Raw genomic sequence first — 21,815 nt, 5'->3', positions numbered from 1 at the left:
AGCCTGATGTGAGTATTTCCGTCGCCGCACTAATCCGCCCGGCCAAGGGCGCGATGGTCCTTTCCGCAGTCCTCACAGCCTTAAGCGCTATCGTCACGCTGGTGCCGTTCGTCGCCTTACACAACATGGCCGCGATCTGGCTTGACGGGCAGGTGCGCACCGGCTGGACCGGAAAGCCGTGGGTTTGGGCCGTGATAGCGGTGCTTTCGCTGTTCGTGGGCCAATTGCTCTACCTGTTTGGATTGGGTGTCACCCACGAGGCAGAAGCCAAGCTCCGACATCGGTTGCGCGGCAATGTGGTCCAAGCGCTGGGCAGTTTGCCCTTGGGTAGGGTCTCGCAGGTGCCGCACGGGGCCATCCGCAAGATGGTGTGTGACGATACCGCAGCCATCCATACTCTCGTTGCGCATGTTCCCGGTGATGTCACCAACGCCGTGGTCTCGATGGTCGTAGGCCTCGGGTATCTCGTGTGGGTCGATTGGCGACTGGCGCTCGCGCTCTTTGGAACGTGGGCCGTAGCGATCATGATCATCGTCAGCACGACCATGCGCGGCTATAGCGATATCACCGAGCGATTCGGACATGCCCAGACCGCACTGGCCGCAGCCACCGTCGAAATGCTTGAGGGCATTAAGGAGATCAAGAATTTCCAGGCCACCGATGCGACCCGAACGCGCTTTAACGCCGCTCGCCAGCAATTTTCTGCCATCTCCTTCGACTGGGTTCGTCGCTCCGGCAGAGCGATTAGTCTGCTCGGTTCGCTACTGCGTCCAGCCACGGTCTTCGTCACGGTCGCGTTACTGGCGGCGCTATTCGTCGCACAGGATTGGAGCACGCTGTCGGCGACGCTGCCATTCTTCCTGATCGCTCCCGGTATCCCGGAGGGGTTCACGGTGCTAGTCGGTCTGATGCAGCATATCTATGAGTCGCAGCTGGCGGCTCGCACCACGGCAGAGCTGCTTTCCGAGAAACCCATGCCCGAAGGCAGCCGCACCCAAGAAGAGGGCCCAAACCCCGGCCAAGTTGAGGTCTGTGAGGTTTCCTTCTCCTACGAGCCTGACGTGCCCGTTGTGCACGGTGTCTCCTTTACGGCTGAGCCCGGAACGGTCACGGCTCTGGTGGGCCCGTCGGGCGGAGGGAAGTCCACACTGGCCCGGCTAATTGCGCGCTTTTACGACGTCAATGATGGCGTGGTACGCATCAGCGGTGTGGATGTGCGCGAGGCGAGTTTTTCGTGGCTACTTTCCCGCGTCGCGATCGTCCTACAGGACGTAACGTTGTCGAACGATTCGGTCCATACCAATATCGCGCTGTCGAAACCGTCGGCAACGCGCGCCGAGGTCGAGGCAGCAGCCCGTGCGGCATGCATCCACGATCGCATTATGCGTCTGCCCGAGGGGTATGACACCGTGCTTGGCGAGGTTGGTGGCTTCCTCTCGGGCGGTGAGCGGCAACGCATCACCCTGGCGCGAGCATACTTGCAGGATGCGCCGATCTTGATTCTCGACGAGGCCACCGCGCAAGCAGACCCCCAGTCGGAGCGTGCGATCCACGAAGCGCTCAGCACCTTGGCATCCGGGCGCACGGTGATCATCATCGCGCATCGACTCGCCACCATCCGAGACGCCGACCAGATCCTCGTGATTGAGGACGGCCACATCACTCAGCGTGGTAGGCACGAGGACTTGGTCGACCAAGCGGGGACCTATAGCGAGATGTGGCGGGCCCAAGAACTCCATTACATGGCCTAAGGAGAGACACGCTCATGTGGAAACTAATGATCAGGGTCGTCAACAGGGCCGAGTTGCGTACGTTGGTGGGCTGGTTCGCCTTCTCCGCTGTCCTACAAGGCATCACACTGGCGTTGATGATCCCCTTCCTTCGGGCATTATTCTCCCGCTCTGAAACCCTTGGCACCTGGCTCGTCGTCGTTGCCATCCTCGGCGCGATCACGGTGACGGTCGACACCTTCGCGATGTACCGCTCCTATCGGATCAGCGTCTATGAAGTATGCGATACCTTAATTGATCGCGTAGCAGATCATGTCTTGCAGCTGCCGCTTGGGTGGTTTAATGCCAAACGCGAAGCGGACGTGGCTAATGCGACATCCAAGGAGATCAACACCCTGTCGCATCTGGCATCAATGGTGATCCCGAACCTGTGCAACGCCTTCATCGTGCCGTTGGTGATGCTCGTTGCCACCGCATTCATTGAGTGGCCGTTAGCTGTGGTCATGGCAGTGTCGATCTTGCCGTTTATTCTCACGTGGCGGAAAATGTCGGCGGCAACAACCAGAGCCAATGACATGGAAGACCGTACCTCGGCCGCCGCAGCCGGCCGGTTGATTGAGTTCGCCAGGCTACAACCGGTGCTTCGAGCCACGGGTGCCGCGACGTCGTGGGACCCCGTACAAGAGACTCTGCAAGCCGACTCTGAGGCGACGTTGGCCGGGCTTCGGATCAAGGGCCGACCTGCCCAAGGATTCAACCTCATCGCTAACGTGACTTTCGCGGTGGTGCTCGCCTTGGGGCTGTCGTTCGTGACCGGAGCGCGTCTGGACCCGATTGCGTATCTGGTGATCGCGGCGGTCAGTGCGCGCATGCTGCTGCCGCTCACAAAAGCCGCGCTCTACGCATCTGAGGTCGATAACGCCGCAGTGGCGTTGCGCCAGATGGGAATAATCCTTGATGCCGCGCCACTTGCCGAACCTGATTCCGAGCAGGCACGGGAACCGCGTGGGACGTCGATTGATTTCCGAGGAGTGTCGTTTTCCTACGAGTCAGGCCGGCCTGTCCTAGACGATGTCTCGCTCACCGCCCCGCAGGGAGCAGTCACCGCACTAGTGGGGCCGTCAGGGGCCGGGAAGTCGACGATCTTGCGTCTCACCGCAAGGTTTTGGGATGTCGACGCCGGTAGCGTGACCATCGGCGGGGTGGACGTGCGCGAGATTCCAACCACGCGGATCATGGAGCTGACCTCGATGGTGTTCCAGGACACCTACCTGTTTGACACCACGATCCGGGAGAATCTGCGGATTGCCCGTCCCAATGCGACGGACGCCGAGTTGGAAGAGGCAGCTCGCAAGGCGAGACTTGATCGGGTGATTGAGGCGCTGCCTCACGGTTGGGATACCGAAGTGGGGCCTGCCGGGCAGAGCCTGTCTGGAGGTGAGCGCCAACGAGTGGCAATCGCTCGGGCATTCATCAAGGATGCTCCGATACTGCTGCTCGACGAGATTACCTCGGCGCTGGACGGCGAGAATGAATCGGCGATTAGCGACGTCATCAGTCAACTATCTGAGGGCCGCACTGTGATCGTGGTAGCGCACAGACTATCCACCATAGATAGCGCCGATCAGGTGGTCTTCCTCGAACCCTTAGCGGATGGTGCTATCGTCGCCGAAACCGGCACGCCTAAGGAATTGTCTAGTCGGCCCGGACGGTTCCACGATTTCGTGGCTGCCGCCGATGCGTCGTATCGTTGGCAGCTGAGACACACCTCAGATTAGCGGACGCGGTCCCGGTGCCAGGCGCCAAGCCCTAAACCCACAGCTCGAATCGGAGTACCTCGACACGTTTGGCACACGTGGTGCTGTCGCGAACATGGCGCTAGTGGGATCATTTGCGAACAGCATCTCGCTGATGAGCGAGGGCGCTACTAATCACCAAGGGAGTTGAGTCCCTCATAGTGGTGTAGCGGGGTGGTCGTGCTGGACAGCAGGGCGGTCACCGCGTGGTCCTCGAGTTTCGTCCCCTACAACTCACTCGCGAAAGGCCACACGATGACCGCTACCCATATTGTCGCCCTGCCGGGCTGCTTGGCGAACTGCTTGCCGAGGCGTCACCTGTTGCAGACTGTGATCAACGAGTTGCTGTCTGCGGATGCTGATGCGGTTGCAGGTGCCGAGTACGGCCGCCCAGATCCTGACCGACGTGCCCAGCGCAACGGCTACCGCCACCGGCCTCTCGATACCCGTGTTGGGACCTTGGACATCGCGGTCCCGAAACTACGCCAGGGCACCTATTTCCCTGAGTGGCTGCTGGAGCGTCGCAAGCGCGCCGAGTCCGCATTGATCACTGTTGTTGCCGACTGCTATCTCGCTGGAGTCAGTACTCGCCGGATGGACAAGTTGGTCAAGACGTTGGGAATCGACCGGCTGTCGAAGTCCCAGGTCTCTCGCATGGCCGCCGAGTTGGACGAGCACGTCGCCGAGTTTCGACACCGTCCACTAGGCGATGCTGGGCCGTTCACGTTCGTGACCGCCGACGCGTTGACGATGAAAATTCGCGAGGGAGGTCGTGTGGTCAACGCGGTCGTCATGCTCGCGACCGGGGTCAACGCCGACGGGCATCGCGAAGTCTTAGGGATGCGGGTCGCCACGAGCGAGACCGGCCCGGCCTGGAACGAGTTTTTCGCCGATCTGGTCGCCCGAGGACTGTCCGGGGTCCGGCTGGTCACCTCCGACGCCCACCAAGGCCTCGTGGAAGCGATCGCGGCGAACCTGCCCGGTGCCGTCTGGCAGCGTTGCCGCACTCACTACGCCGCGAACCTGATGAGCATCACTCCCAAGAGCTTGTGGCCGGCGGTCAAGGCCATGCTCCACTCCGTCTATGACCAGCCTGACGCCGATGCTGTTCACGTCCAGTTCGACCGGCTGCTGGACTACACCGCCGAGAAACTCCCCGACGTCGCAGACCACCTCGATGCCGCCCGCGCTGACATTCTCGCGTTCACCAGCTTCCCGACCGAGGTCTGGCAGCAGATCTGGTCGAACAACCCCACCGAACGGCTGAACCGCGAGATCCGGCGCCGCACCGATGCGGTTGGGATCTTCCCAAACCGGGAAGCGATTGTCCGGCTCGTCGGCGCCGTCCTGGCCGAGCAAACCGATGAATGGGCAGAAGGCCGCCGCTACCTCGGCCTGGAAGTCCTCGCCAAGAGCCGCCTCAACCTGATCACCACACCCACAACCACGACCGATGCCGACATGCCCGCACTCGCAGGCTAAAACCCCAAACGAGAGGAAAACACCGTTACACCACTACAAGGGACTTGACCCCCAACTTGCTAAAAGCTTTGTAGTTGACTAGGAGTGCAGATGGTCGTCGGCCCACCTGCAAGAACGAATAGCAAGCGGTATCGTCTACAGGTAGAGGTGCTACCCGCATCATTTGTCGAGACCCCGCGTCTATTCTTGCGCGCGAGATCCCGACTGGTTCACCCCCTCTACGGACGCCATCCGGGTAGTGACGTGCCAGATACTCAGCGGTACAGCAGGCTAATCTCCAAACGTCCGCGGCAGCCGGAAATCCCAGTTCATCGCCGGTATCGAAGCTGTTCGATGGCCCTGCTCCGCACTGGGGTCTTGTATCCATCGTGACCACTTGTGCGAAACTTTCATGCAACGCTGGATACAAACGCGCGCGAACTACTGACGAACCCGGACTTCGCGCTCATGGCGCAGTCCTACGGTCTGCACGGCGAAACCGTGCGCTCGACCGATGAGATCGTCGACACTGTCGAACGGGCATTGATGAGCCCGACCGGTGCACTGCTGCACGTCATCACCGACCCGACGCTGCGCGCCCCCTCCCCGGAGGTGCCGGCCGGGGTAATGAACGGAGACCGACCATGACACACACGTCACAGGCTGAGGCATTCCTCGCCGACTGGAACGTCCACTGCACTTTCGGTGCGGTGCCCGGCACCCACGGGGTCGACCGGCAGGAGGCCACCGAGCCCGACGGCCAGCAGCGCCGCTGGTTCGCAGAGCTCCTGCAGCGCCACGGGATGAAGGTCGTCCGCGATGAGATCGGCAACCAGTTCGGGCCGGTCGAACTCGACCTGGCCGCGTATGCCGAGATCCACGTCGAGCAGGGCCGCAACATGGACGAGGACGGCGTCACGCGCTGCTCGGGGCGGCCACGCTCATCGTTGCCGCCCGCGAGCTCGTCGACGACTACGAAGAGGGCGTTCTGCATTCCGCGGTCGGTGAGATCGCCGTCTACCCGAACTCCCCGGTCGTCGCCAGCGAGGCCCGCATCCTGCTCGACCTGCGTTCACCGAGCATGGAGGTCATCGACAGCGCGGCTGCGAAGCTGCGGACGAGCATCGCCGAGGTGGAGGAGACCGTCGCTGTCGAGATCGACATCGTCCACGAGCACGCCTGGGACCAGAACCCCTACCAGCCGGAGGGCACCGCGTTCCGTCGCCAAGGCATTCGGCCTGTCCCATGGCGAGGTGCTGACCGTGGCCGGTCACGATTCGACGAACATGAAGGACCTTGTGCTGACGGTGATGCTGTTCGTGCCGAGTTTCGAAGGCGTCTCGCACAACCTCAACGAGTTCACCAAGGACGACGACCTGCTCGCCGGTCTCGACCACCTCACCGAGGTGCTGCGACGGATCGTGACAGATCCCGCGGTGGTGGCCGAGGCCGGGAACGGCTAATGCTGGCATAGGGGCTCGAACAGAACGACATGCGGAAGCGGCGAGGTGCATCCTCGCCGCTTCCTGCTTCTTCCGGAGGCTGCTGGCCTCCGGGATTCCGTTTGTCCAGGCAGCGCCAGAAGCTGCTCGCGGTCGCGTCGACATCGCCGTGGGTTCCGGTGTACGATCCCTCTTAAGGTTAAGCTAACCTAAGAAAGGCTTACATGTCCAAACGAGGCAATCTGCTTGAGAGCACCGCGAAGTCGACGATCCGTGCGGTCTACTCGCGGTCCATGGCGCTGCCACCGGAGCGCGACCACTGCCCCCAGTTCTCCGCTCGCGTCACCGCCGTCACCGACCTGACGCCGGCGTTCCGCCGCGTCACGATCACAGCCCCGGAGATCTCAGACGTGGCGCTGATGGGTCCGGATGAGTATGTGGGTCTCTTCATGCCGCCGTCCGGGCAGGGCCTCCAGATGCCCGACTACGCAGGTCTCAACCCACGATCGACTCTCTCGCGCATTCCGGAGGCCTCCCGCCCCGATCTGCGGTGGTACACAGTGCGCGAACATCGCGCGGCGCTCGCTGAGATCGACATCGACATCGTCAGCCGCGGACACGACGGTCCCGGCGCCCGCTGGATCACACGGGTGAAACCTGGCGATCCGGTCGGCCTGCGCTTTCAGACCGCGCCTTACGGCAGTGCTCCCGATGTCGGGCACCACGTGCTGATCGCCGATGAGACCGGTCTTCCCGGTGTGCTCGAAATCCTCTCCGCTCACAAATCGGACCCCGAGCTACGCTTCAGTGCGATCGTCGAGGTGCCGAGCGAGGACCATGTCCTGCCGGGTACGCGCGAAGCCGGCATCGCCGTCGTGTGCCGCGGTGGAGACGACCCCGGTTCTGCGCTCGCCGCTGAACTCGGCCAGCAGCAGTTGGGCAGGATTGACTACGGATGGGTGTGTGCCGAGGCCAAGACTGCCGCGCTCGGACGGCGCTTCCTGGTCAAGGAATGCGATGTCCCCCGCCGTCAGGTGATGAGCTCGGGCTTCTGGAAGGTTGGTCGTGCGCGCCTCTGACACACGAATCCGCAACGGATCCTCGAAAACCCGGCTCAGCGAACGGCGCTTCCTGCTGCTTCTTGCGCTGTATGCCTCCCAGTACTTCGGCATCGGGTTCCTCATGACCGGCGCTACGGCTATCCTCCGCGAGAAAGGGGTCGCACTCGAATCGATGGCAGCCGTGAGTGCCCTGGGGATGCTCTGGGCGGTGAAGTTCCTGTGGGCACCAGTGGTCGACCGATTCGGCCGCAACCGGGCCGGGGGCCACTACCGCAGCTGGCTGCTCGTTCTTCAGCCGCTTCTCGCCTGCGTCCTTGCGGTCATCGCCTGCCTGCCGGATGTGCGCGCACAGTTCGGGGTCTTCCTGCTGCTGGCCGCCGTCTACATCCTCCTCTCGGCGACGCAGGACGTAGCGGCCGATGCCTTGGCGATCTCTTCGATCCGCAGTGATGAACGCGGATTCGCCAACGGCGTCCAGGTTGCCGGGAGCTACATCGGCCTCATCGTCGGAGGCGGACTCACGACCGTGATCTACGGGTGGGCCGGCTGGTTCGCCGCCCTCGCGACTCTTGCTGTGCTCACCCTCCTGCCGACGCTGCTGATCGCCGTGAGCCCTGAACCCCCAGCCAGCGCCGAGGCGTGGGCCGCGCGGATCTCGGTGAACACCATCTGGACGGTGGTGCGCCAGCGGGGCGCGGGGATCTGGATGCTGCTTGTGGTGCCGATAACGTGGATGGGCCTCACTGCAGGCTACAGTCTCATCACCCCGAGCCTCATCGACCAAGGTTGGAGCGCCGAAGAGACAGCCACCCTGACTACGCTGCTCGCTGGTGTCTGCGGGACAGCTGCCGCCCTCGGCACAGGGGTGCTGATCCAGCGCTTCGGCAGGGAGCGCGTCCTGCTGGTCGGCTGTGCACTGGCGGTTATCGGAATGGTCGCGTTCCTCCCCGTCATCTCGGGTGTAGCATCCACGGTCTACATCGTCGCGGTGACGATCGTGTTCTTCCTCGGCTACACCGCCGGCTCCATCATCGTGTACTCGATCAACATGGACTACTCGCGTCCGGGCAGCGCTGGGTCGGACTACACCACGCTCGCCTCGTTCGCCATGCTCGTGTCCTTCGGCGCTGGCGCGGTCTCCCTGTCTGTGGCCGGCCAGCTGGGCTACGTGTCGGTGTTCGTCGGTTCGAGCATCCTCTACGCCATCGGCGCGGCACTGACCGTGTGGCACCAGCGGCGATACCGGACGCAGACGCTCAACCACGGCGCCGGTCGCGCCGTGCTGCCGGTCGAGTCGGCCGCTGCGGGGCCCGAATCGGTCGTCAGCACCGCTCTCAGCGCGACTGCACCTGACCGGAAGGAACGTGAACGCTGAACCCGGCGCTTGCGCGTGTTCCGTCGGCGGGGTGCAGGGCCAAGTCGTGCCGGCCGAGGCTTCAGTCGTCTGAGAGGTAACCGGTCTCCGGGTCGATCTCGGCGAGGAAGTCGCGGATCGCCTCGATGTGGTCCTCATCCGTCAGCGTGGAAGACGGATAGGTCCCGCCGGCAAAGCCGTAGCCCGGATTGGGTCCGGTGAGCCAGTCCTAGTGATACTCCTGCAGATCACTGAGAAGGTCGATCCAATCACTGGTGTTCGCTCGCGTAGTAGGCAGATCATCTTCCCGCGCTTCCACCAGTGGGAGGCCGTCACTAGTTTGCTCGAGACCACGAGCGCTGAGGGGGGCGGGTAGTAAGTACCTGATCTAGCACTCTGCAGGATCAGGAAAAACGAACTCGATCGCGTGGCTGGCTCACGGGCTGGCGAACCTCCACAACGCCGATATTTCGAAGACTTTTGATTCGGTGATTGTCGTGACAGATCGTACCGTGCTCGATGACCAGCTTCAGAAGGCAATCAAGGCAATTGAGGGCACGAGGGGTTTGGTCGAAACGATTAACGCTGACGAGGTTTGTAAAGCGTCAGCTACCTCAAAATCGGACCTGTTAGCCAAGGAACTGAGTAGCGGCAAGCTCATCATCATCGTCACGTTCCAGACTTTCCCGTTAGTGCTTGAGGCGCTTGCGCAGCAGGGTGGGCTCACGGATCGCAAGTTTGCGGTAATCGCGCACTAGGCGCACTCATCTCAGACCGGTACAAGTGCTCAGAAGCTGCGACAGGTTCTTTCACAAGCAGAGGTCGAAGCCCTCGAGGGCGGTGGCGAGGTAAGCGTCGAGGACGTGCTTGCCGGTGAGATGGCAGCGCGGGCGACAGCTCAGAACATCTCGCTCCATGCATTTACTGCTACGCCGAAGGGCAAGTCGTTGGAGATGTTTGGCGCCCTGGTGCGGATGGGTTGCCACAGCCTTTCCACGTGTACACGATGCAGCAGGCCATCGAGGAGGGTTTTATCCTTGATGTGCTGCGTAACTACACGACTTATGAGACGGCTTTCCAGCTCGCTCAGAGAGCTGGTGGTGCTGTTGGTGGTGAAGATCTCGTCGATGAGGGCACCGCGAAAGAGAGCCTCATGCGGTGGGTGAGTCTGCATCCGGCAAACATTGTTCAGAAGGTTCAGATCATCGTCGAGCATTTCCGCGAGAATGTTGCTGAGCTCCTCGATGGACACGCTAAGGCGATGGTGGTGACCTCGAGCCGAGCCGCTGCGCTGAAGTACAAGATGGCAATCGATGCTTATGTTGAGAAACACAATTACCCATTGGGAACCTTGGTGGCGCTCTCCGGAAGCTTAACCGCTGAGCAGATTGATGATTTCGTGCCCGGAGTGCAGGAGCCATATACAGAAACGAACATGAACCCTGACCTGCGCGGGCGCGGGATTCCACAGGCGTTCGCGGGCGATCAGTTCCAGGTTCTGATTGTTGCCAACAAGTACCAGACGGGCTTTGATCAGCCGTTGCTGTTCGCGATGTACGTGGACAAACGCCTTGACGGGATCGAAGCGGTCCAGACGCTTTCCCGTCTGAACCGTACCCTGCCGTCGAGGGGTAAAGACAACATGTACATTCTTGACTTCGTCAACGACACGGACACGATCCTCGACGCACTCCTGCCGTACTACCGCACTGCCGAAATCATTGAAACTACCGACCCAGACCTCGTGCATGACCTTGCGCGGAAGCTTGAAATTGCCGGGATCTATACGAAGGATGACGTGGATGCCTTCGCGCAGGCATTCATCATCGAGAAGAAGCACGGTAAGCACACTGCACCGCTGAAGCAAGCCGCTGATCGGTTCAATGACCACTACGTCGCAGCCTTGGCCGACAACACAAAGGCCGAGATTGACGAGCTTGACCTCTTCCGCAAGGACGTTGGCTCATTCGTGCGCCTCTACGATTTCCTGTCTCAGGTTGTCGACTATCAGGACACCGACCTCGAGAACCTCGCCCTGTTCCTCCGGCTACTACGACCGCGACTTACTGGTCGCAAGACTCCAGAAGAGCTGGACTTTAACAACATCGAGCTCACCCTCATCAAGCAGACGCGCCAGAGCGAAGGAGCTATTTCACTCGGCGGCGACGGCGAGAAGCTCAACCCGATGGGAGTTGGCGGTGGACGTTCGCGCGACCCGCACCTGGTGGCCTGGGAAGAAACCCTGAACAACATCAATTCCCTGTTTGAGGACGAAGAGTTTGACCCTGGTTCAGTGGAGTCTTGGGGACAGGGCGTCGTCACGATTCTGGTTCAGAATGAAGAGATTAAGGATCAGGTCAACGCAAACACCAAGGAGCAGTTTCGTGAGTCGCAGACGATCGAAACTGCCGTCACGAATGCGGTGCTCGATCACCAGGACTCCCAGCAAAACATCATGGAGAAGTTCTTCGAAAGCGCTCATCGTAAGGGCCAGATCATTAAAGAGATCTCCGACCTTGTTTACTGGGAGCTTCGCCACCAGGCTGAGAAGGATACACAGCCTCAAGACGATGAAGAGGATGACGTCGACCAGGAGTAGCAATTGCTGCGCGCGAAATCCCGACTGGTTCACCCCTCTACGGAAGACAGCCGGGGTAGCGGCGTGCCGGACACTCAACGGTTAAGCAGCCTAATCTCCAAACGACGGCGACGGTACGAATTCCCAGTTCATAGCCGGTCTCGGCGCTATCGGATAGCACCACTCCGCACTGGGGTCTTGTATCCATCGTGACCAGTTGTGCGAGTCTTTGGCATCCAGGCCAGCTGGCCATTCCGTGGACCACGTCAACGCGGGTCTTTCCCTGGATCTCCGACTGGAAAAGCAGGCGTTGAAACCACACCGGCCGAGGCCGTGGCAAACTCGTGGGCACGCCACAGCCGTTGGTAGGTGGGGCTGCTGCTCAGGAGTTGTTCGTGGGTGCCCGTTGTTTCCACGCCATGTTCGCTGAGCACGACAATGCATTCGCTGGAGCGAATGGTGTTCAGCCGGTGGGCAATGATCATCACCGTGCGGCCGGCGACTAGCGAGGAGATGGCTCGCTGGATGCGCACCTCTGTCCGGGGATCAACCGACGCGACGGCCTCATCGAGCAGTAGGACCGGGGCGTCCTTGACAAGGGCACGAGCGATGGAGAGCCGCTGACGCTGGCCACCGGAGAGGTTTCCACCGGCCTCGTCGATCATCGCGTCGAGTCCGCCGGGCATGGCGGCAACGAAATCATGTGCTTGGGCAAGTTCGAGAGCATGCCACAGGTTGTCATCGCTGATGGCTGTCCCCATTGTGAGGTTGTCGCGCACGGTCGCGGGAAACAGGTAGACGTCCTGGTACACGGTTGTCACTTGGGCAGCCAGCCCTGCCGAGGTCAAGTCCCGCACATCGGTGTCACCGAACCGTACCGATCCATCGTCGACGTCCCAGAAACGGGCGACGAGGTTGGCGACGGTGGACTTGCCGGAACCCGACGGGCCCACGAGCGCAGTGACGGTGTCGGGTCGAGCAATCATGCTGGCGCCGTCGAGCACCCGGTGACCGTCGCGATAGGAGAAGCCGACATCACGCAATTCCACCGGCACGCCGTTCTCGGCGTGCACGGGAGCTTCGAGGTGGCCCTCAGGTAGCGGCTCGATGTCCCACAGCTCGCCGATGTGCTCGGCGATGCGCCCCTGCAGGTGTCGGTAGCTCGAGAGCTCCAACATTTCCTGGTAGGGCCGGTAGAGACTCAACGAGACCACGAGCATCAGCAGCGCGATTTGCTGGGGCAATCCCCCATCGAGATGCCGCAGGCACACCACCCAGATCAGCGCAGCGAATCCCAACTCCAGCACGGCCGACGCCAGCGATGTGAGCGGGCTGGTACGCACGGCCATGGCGACGCTTCGGCGACGCAGCTCCTCGACGGTGGCGCGATAACGACCCGCTTGGGGCGCGTCGGGATTGGCTCGGATCACAGCGGTGCCCTGCACGAACTCGAGGAGGTCGCCACTGGCGCGCGAACGCACTTGCATCACACGTGTGAGCACATTCTTTTCGACTCGATCGGAGACCCAGAGCAGGACCCCGAACACTGGCACGCCCACGAGTGCAGCCACGGCAAGACGCCAATCGAAGATGAACAGGACCACGGCTGCCAGCAGCGGCTGCAGCAGGCCCACGATGATCTTCGCCGGCAGATTGATGAAGTCGACCAGCGGCAGGTCAGACACGACGAGCGTCGCTGTCCGCCCGACGTCGAGGCGGTCGTATTCACCCAACGGAATGCGACGCAGATGTCCCAGCACCGAGCGACGCAACTGCATCCAGGCCCGATTGGCCTTCGGCCACCAGGTGCTGGCCAGCCCAACGCCGATGAACCATCGCAGCAGAAAGATCCCCAGCAACATCAGGCCATGACGCCACCAGGCCCCCGCGGAGGGCTCACCACCGAGCACATCGAGCAGGGCCAGCACCACGACCACGATGGGTGCGCTGGTGAGCATGCCGTCGGCGATGATGAGCCAGAGCCCACCACGCCACAGGTCGCGGCGTTGGTGGCCGAGCATCGCCAGCCACTGCCGTACCGGATTCATGGAGCCCAGACCATGGACACGAGGCGTCTCACCGAGTTCTCGGTCACGGTTCGCCGACCTGTCGATGTCGGACGCATCGCTCGAGCGCTCGGAACGGTCAGCGTGGATGCCGGTTTCGCCCGCGCCACCGGTCAACTGCCAGCCCTGGGCATCCAGGTAGTCCGACCAGAGTTCGGCATAGTCTGGGCAGTCCTGCATCATCTCGTCGTGGGGGGCGCAATGCACGATGCACCCCTCGGCGAGGTAGGCGATACGGTCATGGCTGGCTATGGTGCCCAGCCGGTGGGCGACCGTGATCATCGTGGCGCTGGCGCGGAGCTCGGCAAGGGCTTCGTTCACAGCCGATTCGCTCTCCGCATCCAGAAAAGCAGTCGCTTCGTCGAGCAGCACGATCTTGGCACCCTTGAGCAGGGCCCGGGCCACCGAGAGCCGCTGACGCTGTCCGCCCGAGAGCTGACCACCACCGGCGGGCAGGACGGTGTGCCAGCCCTCGGGCAGTTCGGCGACGAACTGGCTTACGCGCGCCCGGTCGGCCGCGGCGATCACCTCATCGTCACTGGCCCCGGGGCGAGCCATGCGGATGTTCTCCATGATGGTGTCGGCGAACAGGTAGTCGTCCTGCTGGACGTAGGCGACGCGCCGCATCAGCTCGACCGGGTCGAGATCACGCACGTCGACACCACCAAGGCGCACGGAGCCCTCGGAGACATCGTGGAACCGAGCCAGCAGGCCGAGCAGCGTCGACTTGCCGCCCCCAGAGGGGCCGACGATTGCCAACGAGGTGTTCTCCGGGATGTCCAGGTTCACATCGGAGAGCACATCGGGCTCATCGTCGTCGTACCGGAACCACACATTGCGCAACTCCAGAGCGAACCCCTCCGGCTCATGGGCTTCGTTCGGCACCGGCAGATCGGGTTCGTCAAGGATCTCGGCGATGTTCTTCAACCCGGCCTCGACCTGATACTGCAGGACCGCGAGGCTGATCAGCAGACCCATAAGTGGTTGCGCGAAGCCAGTACCCACCAGCAGGAAGAACACCAGCGTCGCCGGGCTGATGATGCCCTGCGCGGTACACCACAATCCGACGGGCAGGATGAGTAGAACCGGACTCGACGACAGCGCCGTGCTGGCCACAGCCTGCCACTTGCCCCGGGCCTCCTTCCGGTTCTCGATATCTGCGGTCGCCGCTATAGCGGCATCGGTGGCACCGTGGCCGGCCCGCCCCGCCAGGAAGCCGCGCAGGACGCGCATTCCGCGCAAATACGAAATGACGCTGGTGTTGAGGTCGGCTTTGATCGTCGATTCCTGCTCGGCGAACCCAGCAGAACGGTTGACTCCCCAAACGATCAGCGCAACAGCCAGCACGACCACGAGAACAGCCGCCACACCGACCTGCCAGCCCATGATGAACATGACGATGATGCTTGCCACCGGCACCGCGATCGCCGCGGCGATGTCGGGGATGGCATGCGACAGGCCGAGCTCCAGTTGTTCCACATCGTCCTGCAGAACCTTCTTGAGGTGACCAGCGCTTCGAGCGCGAACGCGGCCCAGCGGCATGCGGGCCAACCGCTCGGCCAGCGCGACGCGGAGATCAGCGAGGATCCGGTAGGCGGCGTTGTGCGACACAGCATTGGCCAGTGCCTTGAACACCACCTTGGCGATGACCGCCAGCGCTGCCCAGACCGCGAGCGTGATCAACGCGAAACGATCCGGTTCGTCGCTCAGGAAGAGTTCGGTCGCCACGAGGTGGACGATCAGATACGGCGCCAGCCCCAGCAATGCTCCGACGATGGCCAGGATCGCACTGGCGATCAGGGCACCCTTGCGTCGGCCAATCGTGTGGGCGATGCGCTGCTGCCCGCTTGCTTGCACGTGATCAGGCATGGGACTCCTCTTCGTTCTCCGGGCTGGACGGACATAACTTTAGGTTTGCCTTACCTAACCATATCGCCTAGGGTTGTCGCCACTGCCCGATCCGGCGTAGCGCTTGCCCGACAGGAGACCAATCGATGGCCGACAACACTGCCCTGCAGGATCCCGCGGGATCCTCCCGCACGAGATCACAAACCATGGCTCGCGGCTCACGACTCGCACTGATCGCGAGTCTCTACAGCACGCAGAACCTGTCACTCGCAGCGTTCAACTACACCTTCCTGATCGCAGCGCAGAACGCGGGTGTCTCCCTCGAACTCATCGGCGCCGCCACCGGCGTCGCGATGATCCTTGTGCTGAAATTCGTCTGGGCGCCGTTGGTCGACCGAGTCGGGTCACGCAGCCTGGGGCACTACCGCGGGTGGATCATCGCGTGTCAATCGGCCCTGACGATCGGCGCCCTGGCACTCGCAGCCCTCGACCCGGGCCGACACTTCGCGTCGATCATGATTGTCTTCGCGTTGATCTTCCTGTTCGCCGGCACACAGGATGTCGCCACGGATGCCGCCACAACCCGGCTGCTAGACCCACAGGATCGCGGCATCGGCAACGGAATCCAATCGGCAGGGGCCTCCTTCGCACAGATTGTCGGCGGCGGCCTGCTGCTGCTGATCTCGGGCAGCGTGAGTTGGAGCGCCGCCATGGTGACGTTGGCCGTCTTCAGTGGCCTGCCGCTGATCCTTGTTGCGCGGTGGCGTGAATCGGAGACCACCGACCACCTTCCGACGCCCCATGTCTCGACCCGACAGGTCCTGTCGTTCTTCCGCCAGCCCGGCGTCGTTCGGTGGACCTTCGCCGTACTACCGCTGTACGTCGTGGGTGGCGTGATCACCTACAACGTCATCCGGCCCTTGCTCACCGACGCCGGGTGGAGCGAGGCCCGCATCGGAACCATTGTGGTCATCGGCGGCGGCACTGCCGGGGTGCTCGCCGGCGTGGCTGCCGGCTGGCTCATCAGCCGCGTCGGCCGTCAGCGCTCGATGGTCCTGCTGGGCATCGCGCAGGTCATCGGTACCGCAGTAACGATCTGGCTGACGCTGACTCCGACCTCGATTGCCGTTGCGGCGTTCGTCACCGCCATCTCCAATGCCTCCTTCGCCGCAACCGGCGCTTTCCTCTACACGATCGCGATGGATCTGACGCGGCCCGAGAGTTCGGGCACGGACTTCACCGCGTTCTCGACGCTCATTCAGATCGTCATGGTCATCGGCGGCGGCTTGGGAATCGCTCTGGCGGGGGTGCTCGGTTTCACCGTGGTGGCCATCGGCGCCACAGCCGTCAGCGCCGCCGGTATCGCGATCGCGACACTCCTGGCCCGACCGGTCATACAGCGCGCCGAAGCACTGGCGACAGCCGGAGCCATTCCCGAATCGGAGAACAGCAATGGATGACATTCCAACAAGTCTGGACCAGCTCATCGACCAGATCCGAGAAACGCTCGGCTCTCCGAACGAGCCGCTCGCCGCTGACGATGACCTGTTCACGGCCGGCCTGGACTCGATCCGACTCATGCACCTCACCGATCGCTGGGCGCAGGCAGGAGCGACGGTGGACCCCATGGCACTGCTCGACGAACCCACTCCCGCCGGCTTCTGGGATGCGCTCCAAGGAGCCTCCAAGACGACATGACCCGCAATGCACCAAGTACCCTCGCTGCCGTATGTTCCAGTGCAACCCTCGGCACCCTCGATGCTGAACTCTGGCTTGAACCCCACGCGTTGAAACGATGGAGGCGATTTCGACACCGACGCGATCGGGACGGCTTCTTGGTTGCTCGCGTCCTGACCGCAATCCTGTGGGGACGCCTACGCGGACGCGATCCTGACACGTGCTGCTTCCAGCAAACATGCTCCGAGTGCGGCGGACCGCACGGACGCCCAAGAATCGTCGGTGAAACCGAACTCTGGCCCAGCTGGAGCCACTCCGGCGATCTGGTTGCGGCGATCGTCGGCACAGCCCCTGTCGCCATCGACATCGAGACCAACACACACGCCATTCCCGTCGACATCACCGGCCCCGGCACGGCTGCCGAACGCCAGGAACGGTGGTCGCTGGCCGAGTGCTGGACGAAGGCGGGCTACACCGATCTCGGATCGGCCCTCGACCACATCCGGCGCGGCACCACCCCCTCCCACCCCGCCCTGCCCCCTGCCCAATACCTGCACCGTCACTATCACGCATTCCAGGGGCTACAGGAATCCGGACCCCACCAACCATCCCAAGCTCCGGGGTTCGCGTCTGGCTGGGTTGTCATGCTGTCCCGCGACCCTGCGTCCCACATCGAGGACATCTTCTCAAATCCCTGATATAGGTTAGGCTTACCTAATTCCCGGCGACGAGAGGCTAGCCTTGAAGACATCCACACCTGCCCCATGGTTGCAGCATGTCCCGGCTGTCGACGGTGACGGCGATGCGCACGTGATCGTGTATCCCCACGCCGGTGGCGGTCCGCGCTTCTACCGGAATCTCTGCCGGACACTGGCTCAGTACATGAACGTGTGGGGGGTTATAGGCAGGAATGTGTGTATGGAATGACTGATTTCATGTGCGACGGCTAGGCGTGATGCGGGGTTGAACATGCTCTGGGAGCATGTTCGGTGCAAGTTGCGAGGAATCACCCCCGGTGCGGTGTATGTGGCACCAAGCTGGTCAAGAACGGCACCACCAGCGCGGGGCGCACGAGATGGCGATGCAAAGCATGCGGCGCGTCGACGGTACGCAGCCGCGTAGACGTTACCCGGCGTGCCCAGCTCGACCGTTTCGTCGGGTGGTTGCTGAACCCCTTCGCCCCAGTGCAGCCTCGGGGGGACGGGACGCTCGTTTCGTGCATCGACGGCGTGGTGCTGGAACGTCGAGGTACCCCAGCCGACGGTCACCGGCGAGGTCTTGCCGACGGTCATGCTCGACGGCACCTACCTGCAGGGCTGGTGCTTGCTGATCGCGTTCTCCGGCCAGCACGTGCTGGGCTGGCAGTGGTGCGATCGGGAGTCCAAGCCGGCCTGGACCGCACTGCTGGAGCGCCTCCCGGCCCCGGAGATGGTGGTCGTCGATGGTGGCCGCGGGGTAGCGGCCGCTGTCGGGTCTCGAACCTTTTGACTCGACCCCATACTTTTTGACGCCTCCTAGTGGAAGCGGGTACGGGAGCCGCCGGATCGGCTCTCCTAGGCTCCACGAGCCCTCAAGAAGGCAATCAGCCCCGGCGCTGGCGCCGCGCTGCGCCCAGAGACCCACCCCGACAAGCGAAAATTCCCACATGGCTCCCTGCTGCCGGAACTACGGGGCTTTGTAGTCAAATAGGCGTTCAGATGGAACTCCGCCCCTAGGTAGAGCTGGGCGGTCAGGGTGAGGACCACGGCAAGCCGAAAAGGTGGTCTGACAAGCGTTGCGCGCGAAATCCCGGTTGGTTCACCCCACTTCGGTGACCAGTCAGGGCGGCGACGCATCGTCTCAACAGGGCTGTAACTGGCCCACATCAATCCCGCTGAAATCTCGAGAAAACCCTAGTCGTAAGCGGTATCTGCATTATCTGCCGTACCTATCGCAAATCTTGGTCTTGTATCCATCGTGACCGGTTATGCGAAAATTTCACACCACGATGGATACAAACGCGCGCGAACTGCGATTTAGCCGCTTGATTGGTTCACTTCCAGTAGGCAAAGGTCGCTTACCAAACTGTCACCTCTGCTTGAGCGGCAGATCGAGGCCATCAGCAAGAAACTGGAAGTACCCGTTGCTCTTTAGGGCGTCTTTGCCGAATATTCCTAGCGTGGCGTGGCAGTGGAGTCCCGCATAGTGGTGTGTAGCCACTCGGTGGTCGGTCCCGTCGTGAAGGTCGGCGCGGTCACCGTGTAATCCTTCGAGGAATCTCCTACAACCCTCTCGAACGGAGTCATCACAATGATCGCTCCTCATATTTTCGACCCTGCTGGCCTGCTGGGCGAAGTCCTGGCTGAGGCGTCCCCGGACCTGATGCGTGACCTGCTGCAGACGGTGATCAACGCGCTTTTGTCGGCGGACGCTGATGCCGTGTGCGGCGCCGAGTGGGGCAGGCCCAGCCCCGAGCGCACCGCGCAGCGTAACGGCTACCGTCACCGCCCTTTGGACACTCGCGTCGGCACCATCGATGTCGCCGTCTCCAAGCTGCGCAAGGGCACCTACTTCCCCGAGTGGCTCATGGAACGACTCAAGAGCTCCGAGGCGGCGCTGATCACCGTGGTCGCCGACTGCTACCTCGCCGGGGTCTCCACCCGCCGCATGGATAAGCTCGTCAAGACCTTGGGGATCAACTCCCTGTCCAAGTCGCAGGTCTCGCGGATGGTCACCAGTGACGCTCACGCCGGTCTGGTCGAGGCCATCAGCGCCAACATCCCCGGCGCCTCGTGCCAGCGCTGTCGCACCCACTAAGCCGCCGACCTCATGGCCGTGACCCCCAAGAGCCTGTGGCCCGCCGTCAAGGCGATGCTGCACTTGGTGTACGACCAGCCCGGCGCCGCCGCGGTCAACGCCCAGTTCGACCGACTGCTGGACTACGTGTGCGACAAGCTCCACGCCGTCGCCGAGCACCCGGACGCGGCACGAGACGACCTGCTGGCCTTTACCGCCTTCCCCAAGGACGTGTGGGTCCAGATCTGGCCCAACAATCCCAACGAGCGCCTCAACAAGGAGATCCGCCGCCGCACCGACTCCGTGGGAATCTTCCCCGCCGCGACGCCATCACCCGCCTCCTAGGAGGGGTCCTGGCCGAGCAGACCGACGAGTGGGCCGAAGGATGCCGCTACCTCAGCCTCGACGTCCTGGCCCGCTGCCGCCTCCACATCGTCCCCACCAACGAAACCGAAACCATCACCGACCAGCACCTCCCAGCTCTGACCGCCTACCCCGTTACATTCATTTGTAGGTCCTCATCAGAGGATCTGGTCGCTGGTCCTGGTATGGCTTTTTTGCCCTGTCATCGATGATCCGGGGGGTGTTGCCGCCAGGAGTCCAGGACGCGCGTTGACTGCTGATAGGGACGTGGCCCGGCTTTGTTCGAGGTCTCTTCGTAACGTGGGTGCCAGCATCGGGTGTCGTGACATCAGCGACCCGGGTATTACAGGACGAGGGGGACCTGTCATGACAACCGAATACTCCATCACACTAGGACTCGATGTCGGTAAGACCGCCCATCATGGGTGCGCGCTCACACCCGTGGGGCAACGTGTGTATGACCAAGAGTTGCCTCAAGATGAGACCGCGCTACGGAAGGTCATCACCGATTTGCAGCAGCACGGTCCGGTGCTGGTTGTGGTCGACCAGCCGAACACGATCGGGGCACTGCCAATCGCTGTCGCCCGTGATCTCGGTGCGGACGTCGCCTACCTGCCCGGACTGGCAATGCGCAAGGCCGCAGACCTGTATCCGGGACGGTCGAAGACCGACGCAAGGGACGTGTTCATCATCGCTGATACCGCCCGGACAATGCCACACACGCTACGAGCCGTGGACCGTAATTCCGAGGTCTTGTCAGCACTGAAGGTGCTCTCAGGGTTCGATGAAGACCTCGCTTGTGAATCAACGCGCGCGATCAATCGGCTACGGTCTCTCTTGGTCCAGATCTACCCATCACTGGAACGTGTATTCCCCGGTGTCGTTCTCACTCGTGCGATCGTGTTGGATCTCTTGATCCGCTACCACGGTCCCGCCGGACTCAAAGCTGCAGGCAAAGCCGGAGTGAAACGGTGGGCACGTCACCACAGCCGCAAAGACCCCGGCCCGCTCATCGACCAGGTCTTCACAGCACTGTCAGAGCAGACCGTCACAGTGCCAGGTGCTGACGCTGTTGAACTCATCATCCCGAGGGTCGCAGCTCAGATCAAAGAGCTTAAGCATCAACGGGACATCGTCGCCGAAGAGGTAGAAAAGCTGGTCGATGACTTCCCTCTTTCCACGGTCTTGACCTCGATGCCAGGAGTCGGAGTCAAGACCGCAGCGCAAATCCTCCTGGCCGCTGGCGACCTGTCCGCCTTCCCCACTCCAGGACACCTGGCCGCCTATGCCGGAATCGCTCCAGTAACCCGACGATCCGGGACGTCAATCCGAGGCGAGTTCCCTGCCCGTGCCGGGAACAAGAAGTTGAAGAACGCGTTATTTCGGTCCGCATGGGCTGCGTCTTGCCACGACCCGGTATCAAAGGCGTACTACGAACGGAAAAGAGCCGAAGGGAAGCGCCATAACGCAGCGATCATGTGCCTAGCCCGGCGCCGACTAAACGTCATGTACGCGATGATGAAAACAAGCACCCTATACGAACCCCGCACCCCGACCGCGGCTTGACAAACACCAGAGGGACACCCCCCTTACAAGCAGCCCGATGAACCGTTACACCACACAAAGGGACTTGAACTTCTTCTGACTCCGCCCATAGCATAAGG

General features: G+C 62.3%; 14 protein-coding genes and 4 pseudogenes. 15 read left to right on the top strand and 3 right to left on the bottom strand.

What is annotated here, in order from left to right; translation table 11 throughout:
- Positions 1 to 8: 8 nt before the first annotated feature.
- From JOE56_RS10055 to JOE56_RS10040, 4 genes and pseudogenes are all read left to right on the top strand, one after another.
- Positions 9 to 1,751, top strand: coding sequence for an ABC transporter ATP-binding protein (locus JOE56_RS10055; protein ID WP_201612957.1), 1,743 nt, complete (start codon positions 9 to 11; stop codon positions 1,749 to 1,751).
- A gap of 14 nt (positions 1,752 to 1,765) precedes the next feature.
- Positions 1,766 to 3,508 (top strand): ABC transporter ATP-binding protein, encoded by a 1,743-nt coding sequence (locus JOE56_RS10050; RefSeq protein ID WP_102238190.1) that lies wholly within the window; start codon positions 1,766 to 1,768, stop codon positions 3,506 to 3,508.
- A gap of 273 nt (positions 3,509 to 3,781) precedes the next feature.
- Positions 3,782 to 5,008: pseudogene (locus tag JOE56_RS10045) on the top strand (IS256 family transposase).
- A 378-nt stretch (positions 5,009 to 5,386) separates the two neighbouring features.
- Positions 5,387 to 5,635 carry a thiamine pyrophosphate-dependent enzyme gene (locus JOE56_RS10040; protein ID WP_204515852.1) on the top strand — a complete coding sequence of 83 codons (249 nt, stop codon included), beginning with the start codon at positions 5,387 to 5,389 and terminating at the stop codon, positions 5,633 to 5,635.
- 8 nt (positions 5,636 to 5,643) lie between these two features.
- On the opposite strand, the gene JOE56_RS11355 is transcribed toward JOE56_RS10040, so the two are convergent.
- On the bottom strand, positions 5,644 to 5,868 hold the full coding sequence (locus tag JOE56_RS11355) for a hypothetical protein (RefSeq protein ID WP_239530883.1): 225 nt from the start codon (positions 5,866 to 5,868) through the stop codon (positions 5,644 to 5,646).
- Between JOE56_RS11355 and JOE56_RS10035 the strand changes: the two genes are divergently transcribed.
- The 4 genes and pseudogenes from JOE56_RS10035 to JOE56_RS10020 form a co-directional block, all read left to right on the top strand.
- Complete coding sequence (locus JOE56_RS10035; protein ID WP_239272740.1) at positions 5,791 to 6,450, top strand: M20/M25/M40 family metallo-hydrolase; 660 nt, start codon at positions 5,791 to 5,793, stop codon at positions 6,448 to 6,450. The genes JOE56_RS11355 and JOE56_RS10035 overlap by 78 nt on opposite strands.
- A 203-nt stretch (positions 6,451 to 6,653) precedes the next feature.
- Positions 6,654 to 7,508 carry a siderophore-interacting protein gene (locus tag JOE56_RS10030; protein WP_204515851.1) on the top strand — a complete coding sequence of 285 codons (855 nt, stop codon included), beginning with the start codon at positions 6,654 to 6,656 and terminating at the stop codon, positions 7,506 to 7,508.
- Entirely contained in the window at positions 7,495 to 8,865 is a 1,371-nt protein-coding gene (locus tag JOE56_RS10025) for an MFS transporter (protein ID WP_102238194.1), read from the top strand. The genes JOE56_RS10030 and JOE56_RS10025 overlap by 14 nt, the downstream gene beginning before the upstream one ends.
- Positions 8,866 to 9,248: 383 nt before the next feature.
- A pseudogene (locus JOE56_RS10020) lies at positions 9,249 to 9,602 on the top strand (type I restriction endonuclease subunit R); the annotation flags it as partial.
- A gap of 140 nt (positions 9,603 to 9,742) precedes the next feature.
- Here the strand turns inward: JOE56_RS10020 and JOE56_RS10015 are convergent.
- Positions 9,743 to 10,096 carry a hypothetical protein gene (locus tag JOE56_RS10015; RefSeq protein ID WP_204515850.1) on the bottom strand — a complete coding sequence of 118 codons (354 nt, stop codon included), beginning with the start codon at positions 10,094 to 10,096 and terminating at the stop codon, positions 9,743 to 9,745.
- 15 nt (positions 10,097 to 10,111) lie between these two features.
- Here JOE56_RS10015 and JOE56_RS10010 point away from each other — a divergent pair, with 15 nt between their 5' ends.
- Positions 10,112 to 11,443, top strand: coding sequence for a type I restriction endonuclease subunit R (locus JOE56_RS10010; protein ID WP_204515849.1), 1,332 nt, complete (start codon positions 10,112 to 10,114; stop codon positions 11,441 to 11,443).
- Positions 11,444 to 11,688: 245 nt separating this feature from the next.
- On the opposite strand, the gene JOE56_RS10005 is transcribed toward JOE56_RS10010, so the two are convergent.
- Entirely contained in the window at positions 11,689 to 15,357 is a 3,669-nt protein-coding gene (locus JOE56_RS10005; protein WP_102238195.1) for an ABC transporter ATP-binding protein, read from the bottom strand.
- Between the two features lie 125 nt (positions 15,358 to 15,482).
- Here JOE56_RS10005 and JOE56_RS10000 point away from each other — a divergent pair, with 125 nt between their 5' ends.
- The 6 genes and pseudogenes from JOE56_RS10000 to JOE56_RS09975 all read left to right on the top strand — a co-directional run bounded on the left by JOE56_RS10000 (position 15,483) and on the right by JOE56_RS09975 (position 21,717).
- Positions 15,483 to 16,796 carry an MFS transporter gene (locus JOE56_RS10000; RefSeq protein ID WP_035007433.1) on the top strand — a complete coding sequence of 438 codons (1,314 nt, stop codon included), beginning with the start codon at positions 15,483 to 15,485 and terminating at the stop codon, positions 16,794 to 16,796.
- Entirely contained in the window at positions 16,789 to 17,034 is a 246-nt protein-coding gene (locus JOE56_RS09995) for a phosphopantetheine-binding protein (protein ID WP_035007435.1), read from the top strand. The genes JOE56_RS10000 and JOE56_RS09995 overlap by 8 nt, the downstream gene beginning before the upstream one ends.
- On the top strand, positions 17,031 to 17,711 hold the full coding sequence (locus JOE56_RS09990) for a 4'-phosphopantetheinyl transferase family protein (RefSeq protein ID WP_102238197.1): 681 nt from the start codon (positions 17,031 to 17,033) through the stop codon (positions 17,709 to 17,711). Before JOE56_RS09995 ends, JOE56_RS09990 begins: the two co-directional genes overlap by 4 nt.
- A 291-nt stretch (positions 17,712 to 18,002) precedes the next feature.
- A pseudogene (locus JOE56_RS11675) lies at positions 18,003 to 18,483 on the top strand (transposase-like zinc-binding domain-containing protein); the annotation flags it as partial.
- 819 nt (positions 18,484 to 19,302) lie between these two features.
- Positions 19,303 to 20,216: pseudogene (locus JOE56_RS09980) on the top strand (transposase); the annotation flags it as partial.
- A 301-nt stretch (positions 20,217 to 20,517) separates the two neighbouring features.
- The gene (locus JOE56_RS09975; protein ID WP_204515848.1) at positions 20,518 to 21,717 is read left to right on the top strand and encodes an IS110 family RNA-guided transposase; all 1,200 of its coding nucleotides are present in this window, start codon (positions 20,518 to 20,520) and stop codon (positions 21,715 to 21,717) included.
- The last annotated feature ends 98 nt before the right edge of the window (positions 21,718 to 21,815 follow it).

The sequence above is a fragment of the Brevibacterium paucivorans genome, assembly GCF_016907735.1.
Taxonomy (GTDB): domain Bacteria; phylum Actinomycetota; class Actinomycetes; order Actinomycetales; family Brevibacteriaceae; genus Brevibacterium; species Brevibacterium paucivorans.
Note: the sequence above shows the minus strand (reverse complement) of the source record. Positions and strands in the feature narration are given on the sequence as shown.